13 protein-coding genes are annotated in these 11,766 nt (G+C 44.7%); 6 read left to right on the top strand and 7 right to left on the bottom strand.

The annotated features are described in order from the left end of the window. Positions 1–127: 127 nt before the first annotated feature. From O9334_RS14700 to pyrH, 4 genes are all read right to left on the bottom strand, one after another. A complete protein-coding gene (locus tag O9334_RS14700) occupies positions 128–289 on the bottom strand; it encodes a HepT-like ribonuclease domain-containing protein (RefSeq protein WP_072024838.1) in 162 nt (53 codons plus the stop codon). Next, a complete protein-coding gene (locus O9334_RS14695; RefSeq protein WP_502572677.1) occupies positions 286–582 on the bottom strand; it encodes a nucleotidyltransferase family protein in 297 nt (98 codons plus the stop codon). The genes O9334_RS14700 and O9334_RS14695 overlap by 4 nt, the downstream gene beginning before the upstream one ends. Positions 583–924: 342 nt before the next feature. Further along, positions 925–1,446 carry a ribosome recycling factor gene (frr, locus tag O9334_RS14690; RefSeq protein WP_502846544.1) on the bottom strand — a complete coding sequence of 174 codons (522 nt, stop codon included), beginning with the start codon at positions 1,444–1,446 and terminating at the stop codon, positions 925–927. A gap of 13 nt (positions 1,447–1,459) precedes the next feature. After that, positions 1,460–2,182: a UMP kinase gene (gene pyrH / locus O9334_RS14685; protein WP_045359458.1), complete on the bottom strand. Its 723-nt coding sequence runs from the start codon at positions 2,180–2,182 to the stop codon at positions 1,460–1,462. Positions 2,183–2,387: 205 nt separating this feature from the next. Between pyrH and O9334_RS14680 the strand changes: the two genes are divergently transcribed. Then, positions 2,388–2,969 (top strand): hypothetical protein, encoded by a 582-nt coding sequence (locus tag O9334_RS14680; RefSeq protein ID WP_045359460.1) that lies wholly within the window; start codon positions 2,388–2,390, stop codon positions 2,967–2,969. A gap of 220 nt (positions 2,970–3,189) precedes the next feature. Here the strand turns inward: O9334_RS14680 and aroQ are convergent, their stop codons facing one another. Next, positions 3,190–3,645 (bottom strand): type II 3-dehydroquinate dehydratase, encoded by a 456-nt coding sequence (aroQ, locus tag O9334_RS14675; RefSeq protein ID WP_045359462.1) that lies wholly within the window; start codon positions 3,643–3,645, stop codon positions 3,190–3,192. A 41-nt stretch (positions 3,646–3,686) separates the two neighbouring features. Then, on the bottom strand, positions 3,687–4,151 hold the full coding sequence (locus O9334_RS14670) for a hypothetical protein (protein WP_002797922.1): 465 nt from the start codon (positions 4,149–4,151) through the stop codon (positions 3,687–3,689). Positions 4,152–4,345: 194 nt separating this feature from the next. On the opposite strand from O9334_RS14670, the gene O9334_RS14665 reads away from it, so the two are divergent. Next, the gene (locus tag O9334_RS14665; protein WP_045359463.1) at positions 4,346–5,728 is read left to right on the top strand and encodes an aromatic ring-hydroxylating dioxygenase subunit alpha; all 1,383 of its coding nucleotides are present in this window, start codon (positions 4,346–4,348) and stop codon (positions 5,726–5,728) included. A gap of 22 nt (positions 5,729–5,750) precedes the next feature. Here O9334_RS14665 and O9334_RS14660 read toward each other — a convergent pair whose 3' ends face one another. Continuing rightward, complete coding sequence (locus O9334_RS14660; RefSeq protein ID WP_288000822.1) at positions 5,751–7,874, bottom strand: serine/threonine-protein kinase; 2,124 nt, start codon at positions 7,872–7,874, stop codon at positions 5,751–5,753. Positions 7,875–8,082: 208 nt separating this feature from the next. Here O9334_RS14660 and O9334_RS14655 point away from each other — a divergent pair, with 208 nt between their 5' ends. The 4 genes from O9334_RS14655 to O9334_RS14640 form a co-directional block, all read left to right on the top strand. After that, on the top strand, positions 8,083–8,751 hold the full coding sequence (locus O9334_RS14655; protein ID WP_288000814.1) for a hypothetical protein: 669 nt from the start codon (positions 8,083–8,085) through the stop codon (positions 8,749–8,751). Positions 8,752–9,047: 296 nt separating this feature from the next. Next, complete coding sequence (locus O9334_RS14650; RefSeq protein WP_288000812.1) at positions 9,048–10,217, top strand: HhoA/HhoB/HtrA family serine endopeptidase; 1,170 nt, start codon at positions 9,048–9,050, stop codon at positions 10,215–10,217. Between the two features lie 198 nt (positions 10,218–10,415). Next, a complete protein-coding gene (locus O9334_RS14645; RefSeq protein ID WP_045359474.1) occupies positions 10,416–11,231 on the top strand; it encodes a mechanosensitive ion channel family protein in 816 nt (271 codons plus the stop codon). A 284-nt stretch (positions 11,232–11,515) separates the two neighbouring features. Beyond that, the coding region (locus O9334_RS14640; RefSeq protein WP_353737882.1) for a type IIL restriction-modification enzyme MmeI at positions 11,516–11,766 on the top strand (251 nt) is incomplete at its 3' end.

The following is an 11,766-nucleotide window of genomic DNA, read 5'->3' as shown; positions in this document are numbered from 1 at the left end:
TTTACTGATGCTTTGGAGGCTTTTCGTACAGCGATGTCTTTTCGTTTTTTCCCTTGGCTAACGCAGAATATTGATGTCTTTTCCGCTCACAAAGCGGCTTTGGGCTACATTTGGGCTTGAAATTTGTTTAAGTCCCATTAACAGCTTCTCCAATGACTTCAAAACAGCGAATCACTGCATCTTGAATTAATAAAGATTGATAGAATCTGTCTTTTCCCCCCTGTGTATAAGATTCGATTCGTTCAATTCTATCTAAAATATCACCTAAATAAATTAAATCACCATTCATAAAGGAATCACCTCTTTCATGATTCTTTCCCGAAAACAATCTCGTAAACTGTTAATAGTAGCCACATCAACTTTACAGCCTAAATAATCTTCTAAGTCTTGAATTAAACCAATTCTATCTAATAAGTTGCGCCCTTGTTCCATTTCTACTAAAAAGTCAACATCACTGTCATTGCTGTCTTCGCCTCTAGCAACTGGTCCAAATATTAGAACATTAAATGCCCCATGTTTTCGATCAATTTTTATAATATTCTCTCGTTTTTCTTGAAGAAGTTGATAGCGTTTCATTTTCATAATTTCCTGAATCGCTCAATAAATTTTTTTCAAGCAAGATGAGTTTTTCCCACAATAATTATAGCATTTTACCCGTACATAATACCATTTTTCTTTATTCGTGGCAGGTATCTTACTCCCCTCTCCCAACCCCCCACCCTCCCCGACCCCCCCGATGTCGGGGGGGGTGGGGGGTTGGGGGTGAGGGCAATTAACCATTTCTGCCATTACTTGTGAAAAATGGTATAAGTAACTGAAAGACTTCACCCCCAAACCTTCCCACTACCCTATACCTTTTCCATAGGGATAAAAAGCCAAATAGAACAGACAAAAAGCCTGTTCTATCCCTTAGGAGAAAAAAACTTAAACGGTCATGATATCTTTTTCTTTTGTCGCTAATAAATCCTCGATTTTGGCGATAAATTTATCGGTAGATTTCTGCACTTGATCCTGTAAATCCCTGGATTCATCCTCAGAAATTTCGTGACTTTTCTCCTGTTTACGGATAGCATCGATCGCATCCCGGCGAATATTGCGGATCGCCACCTTTCCTTCTTCGGCCAATTTCGCCGCCAATTTGACCAATTCCTTGCGGCGATCACTGGTGAGGGGAGGGATATTCAAACGAATGATCTGACCGTCATTACTGGGAGTTAAACCCACGTCCGAGAGAGAAATCGCCTTTTCGATCGCCCCCATACTGGTACGATCGAAGGGTTGAATGGCGATCGTGGTTGCGTCGGGAGTGCTAATTGTCGCTAGGGACTTCAGAGGAGTTTCCATGCCATAATACTCCACCACGATCCGATCTAAAAGAGAAGCATTTGCGCGGCCGGTACGAATCGTATTAAAAGCTCTCTGGGTTGATTCGACGGTTTTCTGCATGTGGTCTTGAACTTCAGCTAACTTCACAGAATCCTCCTACCAATGTTCCAACGGGTTCACCTTTGACAGCGCGAACAATATTACCTGCTACCGACAGATCGAAAACAACTATCGGGATATTATTTTCCTTGCACAGAGCGATCGCTGTTCCGTCCATCACCCGCAGATCATGAGTCAGCACATGACCGTAGGTGAGACTTTGAAAGCGTCGCGCCTTAGGGTTATGGGAGGGATCGGAATCATAAACTCCATCCACTTTCGTCGCTTTAAACACCACTTCCGCATCGATTTCGGCAGCGCGCAGGGCCGCCGTGGTATCGGTGGTAAAGAAAGGATTACCCGATCCCGCACCGAAAACCACCACCCGACCTTTTTCCAGATGACGGATTGCCCGCCGGCGGATGTAGGGTTCAGCTAATTCCTGCATCGCGATCGCTGTTAATACCCTAGTCGATACTTGCGCTCGTTCTAGGGCATCCTGCAAGGTCATAGCGTTCATGACTGTTGCTATCATACCAATATAATCGGCCGTGGCCCGATCCATGCCGGCCGAGGCGGCTTTCACCCCGCGAAAAATATTGCCCCCACCGACCACGATCGCCAATTGGATGCCTTGGTCAACCACTTCGGAGATTTCCTGGGCGATAGCGGAAACCACCATCGGGTCGATCCCATAGCCGAGATTGCCCATCAGGGCCTCCCCACTCAGTTTTAATAATACCCGCTTGTACGCCATGCCCTTACTACCACTCGCTAAAACAAGATCTAGATAATTTTTGTCTCCCCATAAGATAGCAGGTTTTGGCCTTGATTTAAGCTGACCAGTTCACTCTCCCCCGGTACCGACAAGTTAAGATTAATAAATCTTTTCCTTGGGAAATTAGTATTTAGTGATACCTTTGTTACTAGGGGAAGCTTAGTTTTATTGAGAATTAATAACCGTGGTCAGCGATCGATTACTATTGGTCAACAAAAGCAATCAAAGGGCCGCTAAAATCGATACCTTTGATTGGGTGTATGGGTTTCAGGATGGAACTCGTCTGATGGGCAAGGTTTGCGGTTACTTAGCTCCCGATAGTAATCGTCTTCTCGATCCCGAAAACTGCAGCGCTATCTACCAGAATGCCCGGGGACAAGTCCTTAGTCGTTGGCAAGCTGAAGATTTTATCGCTTTTGAACTAACCACCACCGGGGAAGATATCCTGATCGTGGCTTCTAATGATAATTGTGTCAGTAATAGTCTCTGTTTGGTTTCGGGCATTAGTCGCAGCTGCGCCCAAGTTAGCGATGAAGGAAAATCCCTCGTCCGGGAGGTTTTTCAATACCCTGCTTGGTCTTTGCAGGGCGATAATAGCACTTCTAAGCCGGCTTTCAGTTGGAATTGTTCCGTATCTCCCTTTTTCCCCTTTGTTTCCCTGCGTTTTAATCTTCAGTCCACCAGCAGCAAAAAATTCTATCGTTGGACGGTTTCCCCCTATTTTCCCTTTTGTCCCCTCTTAGAAGTGGGAGAATCCCTTGCCTAATTAGGGTTTGCGGCAAAAAGTTTTTCCTGGGGGCAGGGTGTGGGGTGTAGGGTGTAGGGTGTAGGGTTTTAGCGATTTTGAGGGGGTCAATTACCTAATTTTCAGGGAAAAAGTACCTGAATTTTCCACCCGATCACTCCCAGATACGGTACTTTTTGGAAACCAAAAAGTCTAAAAGTCTTACCCAACAAGGTTTTTAGATTTATTGAGCAAGCCCTAATTAGCCTTCTCTATTCTTTTGCAAATAATCGACTAATGCCCATAATCCTAGGCGATAACTTTCGGCCCCAAAACCGCTAATCTGTCCGATGGCTATATCGGCAATGTAGGAATGATGACGAAAAGACTCGCGTTTGTAAATATTGCTTAAGTGTACTTCCACACAGGCCATTTTTGTGCCTAACAGTGCGTCGCGGATGGCGATACTGGTGTGAGTATAAGCTCCCGCATTAATCAAAATACCGTCCTGCTGACCCCATGCTTGCTGAATCCAGTCCACTAATTGCCCTTCCTGATTGGACTGGTGCGCGGTTAAATTCACCCCTAAACGGGTAGCTTCTTCGCTTAAAAACTGGTTAATCGTCTCTAAATTGACGTTACCGTAGAGATTTGGCTCTCTTTTCCCCAATAGGTTTAAATTCGGCCCGTGCAGAACCAGAATGCTTAGTTTATTCACAAATGTCCTCCCTATCACCACGAGAATTAATCTTATCTCGATCAGGGACTATTGCCGATCAACAACATTTTTGCCGCTACGGTAATCACCGCACCAATAGTAGCACTGAGCGCACCGACAATGATCGGCAGAATCAGACCTCGGAATCCCTGGAGGTCAGAAATCGCTTTAATCATGGTAGCCTGTTCACTTTCCACCTTTTCGAGTCGTTTATCCATCCCCCCGACTTTCTCGGTTAAAGCGACCAATCCTATCGATTTAACTTGTTCGTTTTCCACCTTTTCCAGTCGTTTATCCATCCCTACTACTTTCTCGGTCAAAGTAGCTAATCCTATCTCTACTTTATTTAATCTTTCATCGATTCTGTCAAAGCGCTCATCAATCTTGTCAAATTTTTGATTAACGTCCCTTTGTAGATTATCTATTTTTTGACTAACATCCTTAACGCTGTCTTTGATATCCTTTAAGACGGTTTCTAGGGAATAAGTGACGGTTTCTCCGGACATTCTGGTAAACTCCCCTTAGTTTTATCTTGATCCTTCTCCCATGCTCGCTTTATCCATGGGAAACTACCCTTTAATTATCACCCCAAAATATAGCGCCGGTGTTTGTTTCCCCAGCAGATACCGGCATCTGTCCCCCTTTTGTCGATTAAATTTGTTAGATTTTGGAGGAGAAATGTTAACTTATTTTAAAATTTATGCTGACCAGCACTGCTACCCATCCCGTCGGGGGAACAGATATCGATCGCTTTGATTGTCGTCAAGTTTGGTATCCTATCTACTACGTCAAAGATTTAGACAAAAAGCAGCCCCAACGCTTTACCCTACTAGAAGAGGATTTAGTGATTTGGTGGGACAAAAATCAGCAAGAATGGCGAGTTTTTGAGGATAAATGTCCCCATCGTCTCGCTCCTCTCTCAGAAGGTCGTCTTAACGAAAGCGGACATCTAGAATGTCCCTATCACGGTTGGTCTTTTTCCGGAGGAGGAAACTGTGAATTTATTCCCCAACAACCGGAAAACAGTCAAGCTAACACCTCTCGACGCGCTTGTGTGCGGTCTTTACCCACGGCTATCCGTCAGGGATTATTATTCGTTTATGCGGGTAATCCCGAAAATGCTCCCCTGACTGCGATTCCAATTATTGAACCCATGGAGGAGGATGCTGATGCTTGGATTTGTTTGGATACCTTCCGAGATCTACCCTACTCAGCCGTCACTTTAATCGAAAATATTATCGATTCTAGTCATGTTCCCTATACCCATCATCTCACCATCGGTAATCGGGCCAATGCCGCTCCTATGGAGTTAGAAATTATCGAGTCCAATCGTCAGGGATTTAAGGGAATTTGGCCCGAAGGACCGCGTAAAGGTCAATTAGGTCAGCAATACAGCAATTTTATCGCCCCCGGATTAATTTACCACGATCTCACCTCGGAAAAGTTCGGACGGACTTTAACAGCTGTCTATGCAACCCCCATCCGTCAGGGAGAATGTCGTCTCTTTGCTCGTTTTCCCTTTAAATTTAACTCTAAGCTGCCGAAATTCTTCATTAAGCTTACTCCCACTTGGTATTCCCACATCAATCAAAACGCTATTCTCGAAGATGATCAGATTTTTCTCTACTATCAAGAGCGTTATCTGCAAGCTCGGGGGGATAGTCGGAATTTTAGTCAAGCTTGTTATCTCCCCACGAAAGCGGATTTATTTGTGTTCGAGTATCGCAATTGGGTTAATCAATACCAAGCTGATCCTTTTGCCGGTCAACCCTTTCCCCCCCTACAATCAAAAGAGATTCTCCTCGAACGCTATCACTCCCATACCAAAAATTGTGCTGTTTGTCAAGGGGCTTTAAAAAATATTAATCGTCTTCAGGGGTTAACATTAGCGATCGCTATTATTCTTGGTCTATCTTTACCACTTTTAGCCCTAATTTTCGGTCAATCAGCCCTCATTCCCGTGACAGTGCTGACAGTATTAACTGTAATTATGGTGGCAGTTTATTGGCGCTTGGGAGAACTGAAAAAACAGTTTTATCAAGGACGGGAACTATTGCCGAGAAATACCGGTAAAAAGCGATAAAGCTGCCGAAAAAGAGCGGAAGTTAGGGAACCGGTTCCTCACTATCCACTTTGGGGGTTTGGTTTTGGAGAGATTGCTGAAGTTCTTGCCAGCGAGTTTCTGCCAGTTGTTTTTGTGTTTGCACTTCTCGGTCATTGGAACGATAACGAAGTGATTCTTGATAAGCTTGAATCGCTCGCTCGTATTGACCGAGTTTAAAGCAACTATTGCCTAAACTTTTCCAGGTTTCGGGGTTATCTTTTTGTCTTTGAATCGCCTGTTGATAGGCGTTTATGGCTTGGGAATAGTCGCCTAAACGATACCAAGCGTTACCGATACCGATAAAAACTTCGGCTTTTTGGGAAGAAATGCGGCGAGCTTTTTCGTAGGATGCGATCGCTTCTTGAAATCTTTCCATTTGATGAAGTAATGCCCCTTGATTTAACCAAGCTTGATAATAATTAGAATTGGCCTCAGTTGCTTGCGTAAATGCCTCCAAAGCTTCTGAGTTGCGGCCTAATTTTTGCAAAATAATCCCTTGACTATAGTGAGCTTGGGAAAATTGGGGATTAAATTGTCCGGCTTTGCTATAACTTTCTAAGGCATCATTAATTTTATTTAATTGATAGAAACTATTACCTTTTTGATACCAAATTAAGGCATTATCTGACTCGATCGCTAGAGCCTGATCGTAGGCTTTAACTGCCCCTTCATAATCCTCAAGATTTTGTAATGACCAGCCCTTTTTATACCATATTTTGGCATCATTTTGTTGAAAAGTTAACAATTTTTCAAGAGCTTTTTGGGCGGCGGAATATTGTTGCAGTTCTAGATAGATATCGGCCTTACCTTGCCAAGCTTGACTAGCGGCAGGATTAAGAGATAAGACCCGCTCAAAACTTTCTAAAGCCTCCTGATTTTTATCTAATTTATCTAAAGCTTCCCCGCGACCGAGCCAAGCTTGCCAAGCGGAATCTGGGTTAATTTGAATAGCTTTCTCGTAGGTATTTAAAGCTTCCGAGTATCTTTGTAGAGCTAATAAAGCATCGGCTTTTCCTTGCAATGCCTCAAGATAATCGGGATTAATTTTTAAGGCTTGACCATAGGAATTGAGGGCATCGGTATAGCGTTTTAGTTGATAAAAAGTCTGACCTTGTTGATAGTAACTAAGAGAATTACGAGAATTTTGCCAATAGTCAAAACCCTGATAAGCACCAGCTATTAAGCCAATTGTCCCAGAGACAAACAAGATTTTTGTTAGCCAAGATTGCCCTTGACGAGCAACCTGACCTTGAGGTTTCACCCCATAGGTAGTTTTCGGATCGAGATGATGAATTTTACCTAATTTTCTCAGAGCGATTAATGCTTCACTGGCACTGGTATAACGCTGACGAAAATCATAGCGGATCATGCGCTCGATAACATCACTAAACTCGGTGCTAGTCATGGCCAAATGTTGCCAGAGAATTTCTCCCGTGCGAGAATCCAATGGAATATCTTCGGGAGCTTTACCGGTTAAAGCTTGTAATCCAATAATACCAGTGGCATAGATATCGCTACTAAAACGGGGATAACCCTGGGCCTGTTCACTGGGGAAATAACCCGGGGTACCGATAGCGACTGTAGAAATGGTTTTACCTTCTTTAACTACTTGCGTGCTAATTTGTTTGACAGCACCAAAATCAATTAAAACCAATTGATTATCTTGACGGCGACGAATAAGATTGAAGGGATTAACATCGCGATGGATCACCTGTTTGTGATGGACAAATTCGAGAATTGAGAGAATTTCTGTTAATAAAGCCACCACTTTCTCTTCATCTTGCCTATAGACACCGGCAGTAATTTCTGTGGCTAAATCTTCCCCCTCAATGTATTCTTGCACGAGGAAAAATTGCCCATTTTCCTCAAAATAGGCAAATAAACGGGGAATATGGCGATGAATGCCCAATTCTTGCAGGATTTTCGCCTCGGTTTCAAAGAGTCGTCTAGCGATGGCTACAGTTTCGGCATCCCGGCACTGGGGTTGAAATTGTTTGATCACACAGCGATTTTGATTGGGTAACTGGCGATCGCAGGCCAAGAAAGTCTGTCCGAATCCCCCTTTTCCCAATTGACGGATAATTTGGTAGCGATGACTAAGGATTTTTCCGGCAGCGAGTTCCATAGACGATGGCAATCCGAGGTTTTTTACTATTCTAGGCTTTTCGGCTCTCCTTTGCGGTCGATGGACAAAATGGGTAAATTCTGCCATTCTACTTTTTTCCCTATAGAGAGGGAAAAAATTCCCTGTTGAGGGGACTGACATGACAGGCAGAAGAAAATAATCTAGAAATAGAGAAAGTTCACTGTTGTTTTTTGAGAGGATAACCGCTATGTCTATCAATCCTGTTACTAGAGCCAGCACAGCTTTACTGATTACCCTGCTCATGGGTTCCATGTCCGGTACTTTTCCCGTCCTCGCTCAAAGTAATATTAATCGGCCACGTCTCATCGCTCAACAAATCTCGATTCCGGCAGGAACAGTTATCCCTTTGAATTACGAGAAAGCCGATAAAATTTTAGTTTCTAAAAGTGATGTTATTCCTCTGACTTTAACCGTAGCCAGAGATATTCGTAACCGGAATGGGAGTGTGGTGATTGCGGCAGGAAGTGAAGTCAAGGGTACTTTAGAAGCGGTGGGCCAAGGTGTGCGGTTTATTGCCGATGAAATTCGCCTCGATGGGGGTAGTCGCACCATTCCCCTCAATGCCACTTCCCGATTAATTACTACCACTGAAACCGTGCGTAAAGGGGCAAAAACTCAAGATATCTTAGGGGGAACCGTCGCCGGTGCGGGGGCAGCCACAGCGATCGCTGCTCTTACGGGCGATCGCAAGATCGAAGTTCTCGACGTTTTAGCGGGGGCAGCCGTGGGAACCCTTGCAGGATGGGGTTTACCGACGGCGGGAATTGTCGGTGGTAGTTCCGTGCAGTTATACTCTGTTAACCCCGATCGAGATTTAAATATTACCCTGCAATCGCCGCTAGTGATCAGAGATTAGTTAGGGTCTGCTGAAAAAGTTTTTCGTGGGGGCAGGGTGTGGCCCCCCCAACCCCTAGGGTTGGGTAGGGTTGATTCATGAATCAACCCTACCCCCCCAACCCCCACCCCCCCTGCCCCCCCGACATCGGGGGGGTCGGGGGGCAAGGGGCGGCAAGGGGGGGTTAGCTAATCTAAGGATAGGCGGTTAAGATGCGTCTTAGTTTAATTGGAATGGTCGATTTGTTAGATTTTTAATAGTCGGTCTGTCAACCGATGGACAGAAACAGTTAAAACATCAGAATCAGAGATCAAAGTATGAAACTTCCTACAGGGTTACGGCGAACTATTACCCACGCTTTGGCAACTTTTCTGGGAGTTATGCTCGGTTTTAGCAGTTTAGCGGCGGTAAATGCTCAAAATCTGCCCACTGCTGCCGCCGATCTGGTCAGAATCCCCCCAGAGATGACGGCGGAAAGTTTTGTCGCTAAGGCAGTGGCCCGCACAGGTGCGGCAGTGGTGCGAATTGACACCGAAGCGATTATCACTCGTACCAATAGCCCCTTTTTTGATGATCCTTTTTTTCAGGAGTTTTTTGGGGAACAGTTTCGTGTTCCCACCCAGCAGCGAGTGGCGGGCCAGGGATCGGGTTTTATTATCGATGGCAGTGGTTTAATCTTAACTAATGCCCATGTGGTGGATAATGCCGATAAGGTAACGGTAACTTTAAAAGATGGTCGTAGCTTCAAAGGAGAAGTACGCGGTACTGATGAGATCACTGATTTAGCCGTGGTGAAAATTAATCCCCAAGGGGAAAATTTACCTGTAGCAGTCCTCGGCAATTCCGCATCCATACAAGTGGGGGACTGGGCGATCGCAGTAGGCAATCCCGTCGGTCTAGATAATACGGTAACTTTAGGAATTATTAGCACGATCGGGCGCTCGGCGGCTAAGGCGGGTATTCCCGATAAACGCATTGATTTTATCCAAACCGATGCCGCTATTAACCCGGGTAATTCCGGCGGTCCTTTACTCAACGCCCAAGGGGAAGTCATCGGCATCAATACGGCCATTCGTGCTGATGCCATGGGCATCGGTTTTGCCATTCCCATCGACCGGGCCAAGCAGTTACAAGCGACCCTAGAATCAGGTCAAAAGGTGGCCCATCCCTATATCGGTGTGCAGATGGTTAATCTAACTCCCGATTTAGCCCGGGCTAATAATCAAAACCCCAATTCTGCCATGATCGTGCCGGAAGTGTCGGGAATTTTGGTGGTGAAAGTCTTACCCAATACCCCCGCCGAAAAAGCCGGGATCCGTCGCGGGGATGTGATTGTCAAAGCTAATAATCAACCGGTTAGCGATGGCACTGAGTTACAGGAAATGGTGGAAAAAACTGGAATCGGTGAATCTTTACCCCTCAGAATCAGAAGGGGTGAAAGGGCGCTCGATCTCACCGTAATCACCGCCCAAATGTCAAATCAGTAATCAGTAATCAGTAATCAGTTATCAGTGATCAGATGTAAGTTTTCAGTTCACTGTTTACTGTTCACTGTTCACTGTTCACTGAAGAAAAATCCCCCCATCACCAAATCTGTTTTTTTTCTTGAGAGGGTCCTCGGTTTTTCCTCTCGCCCCTATAATCTGTGTGTAAATTAGCTTTATTTCTTTGCGAGGATAATAACTATGGATCCGGCTCAAGTTAGCAATCAAGTGTACTTTATCAGGGATTTAGCGATTAGCTTCGGGGCGAAATTAATCGGGGCGATCGTACTCTGGTTTATTGGTAAATGGTTGATTAATCTAGCGATTAATCTGCTCAAAACCAGTTTAGCCAAGGGCAACGTCGATCCTACCATCGTTAGATATATCATTTCTTTCATCCTCATTGCCCTGCAAGTTGTCCTGATCGTGGCGATTTTGGGCTTTTTTGGCGTTGAAACCACCTCTTTCGCCGCACTTTTAGCCGCTACTGGTATTGCGATCGGGGCCGCTTGGGGGGGGCTGTTGGCCAATTTTGCCGCCGGGGCTTTTTTAGTCATGTTCCGTCCCTTCAAGGTGGGCGATTTTGTCTCTGCGGCAGGTATAACTGGCACGGTGGAGGAATTGGGTTTATTTGCCACTACTATCAACACTCCTGACAATATTAGAACTGTAGTCGGCAATAACAGCATTTTTTCTGGAAATATTCAAAATTTTTCCGCTAATCCCTATCGTCGTGTGGAGTTGACCGCTCAATTAAGTCACGGGGTAAATGTCCCAGAAGCGATCGCCCTGTTAAAGGCTAAAATTAGCCGTATCCCCAATGTTTTGACTAATCCCACCCCCGATGTGGAAATTTTAGAATTTAATCCCTCCGGACTTCTCTTGGCAGTGCGTTCCTATTGCAGTAACGACAACTATTGGCAGGTCTATTTTGACACTAATAAGGTTATCTATGAATCCTTCGGTGAAGCGGGCTATCCTATTCCTGCTACCCACACGGTTTTACACAATCAATAGGGTTTGCTGAAAAAGTCTGTTGGTGGGGTTAGGAGTCAGGCTTCGGCCGTCGGTCGTTTCAGGCTTTGTTGTCCTCCTTTTTCCCACCAGTTTGTGTACTAAAAGAAGGATAATGCAAGGTTTTTGAAGGTCACAATCCTATTTTCTGAGGCATATTTTCGGCTCTCCTCGACTTTGTGGGATAATCAGTGCTTATCATTCGTAGGAGTCTTGCCACAAGGCTTTAAAGACTATATTTCTGGAAAATTATCGGGGGCATTTCCTATTAGCGAGTGAAGCAAAAGATGACTACTACCCTTGAAAGCTTACAGGAATTTATTGATTTTTGTCAACAGCATATTACTGGCAAAGAAAGGAAAGAAGCTCAGATTTTCCTAGACCGTTTCTTTCGAGTTTTTGGTCATAAAGGTGCGTTAGAAGCGGGTGCAACCTATGAGGAGGCGATTACTAAAGGTAGCAAGAAAGGTAAAACCGGATTTGCTGATTTAGTTTGGAAACCTCGTGTTTTAATTGAAATGAAAAAGCGAGGAGAAGA

Origin of the sequence: Microcystis sp. LE19-8.1F, from assembly GCF_027531715.1 — a bacterium.
Taxonomy (GTDB): Bacteria; Cyanobacteriota; Cyanobacteriia; order Cyanobacteriales; family Microcystaceae; genus Microcystis; species Microcystis wesenbergii_A.
This window is presented reverse-complemented; position numbering and strand designations above follow the sequence as displayed.

Coding starts and splice junctions, on each gene's coding strand:
- O9334_RS14700 (WP_072024838.1), bottom strand. CDS start 289: ATGAATGGTGATTTAATTTATTTAGGTGATATTTTAGATAGAATTGAA.
- O9334_RS14695 (WP_502572677.1), bottom strand. CDS start 582: ATGAAAATGAAACGCTATCAACTTCTTCAAGAAAAACGAGAGAATATT.
- frr (WP_502846544.1), bottom strand. CDS start 1,446: ATGCAGAAAACCGTCGAATCAACCCAGAGAGCTTTTAATACGATTCGT.
- pyrH (WP_045359458.1), bottom strand. CDS start 2,182: ATGGCGTACAAGCGGGTATTATTAAAACTGAGTGGGGAGGCCCTGATG.
- O9334_RS14670 (WP_002797922.1), bottom strand. CDS start 4,151: ATGTCCGGAGAAACCGTCACTTATTCCCTAGAAACCGTCTTAAAGGAT.
- O9334_RS14665 (WP_045359463.1), top strand. CDS start 4,346: ATGCTGACCAGCACTGCTACCCATCCCGTCGGGGGAACAGATATCGAT.
- O9334_RS14660 (WP_288000822.1), bottom strand. CDS start 7,874: ATGGAACTCGCTGCCGGAAAAATCCTTAGTCATCGCTACCAAATTATC.
- O9334_RS14655 (WP_288000814.1), top strand. CDS start 8,083: ATGTCTATCAATCCTGTTACTAGAGCCAGCACAGCTTTACTGATTACC.
- O9334_RS14650 (WP_288000812.1), top strand. CDS start 9,048: ATGAAACTTCCTACAGGGTTACGGCGAACTATTACCCACGCTTTGGCA.
- O9334_RS14645 (WP_045359474.1), top strand. CDS start 10,416: ATGGATCCGGCTCAAGTTAGCAATCAAGTGTACTTTATCAGGGATTTA.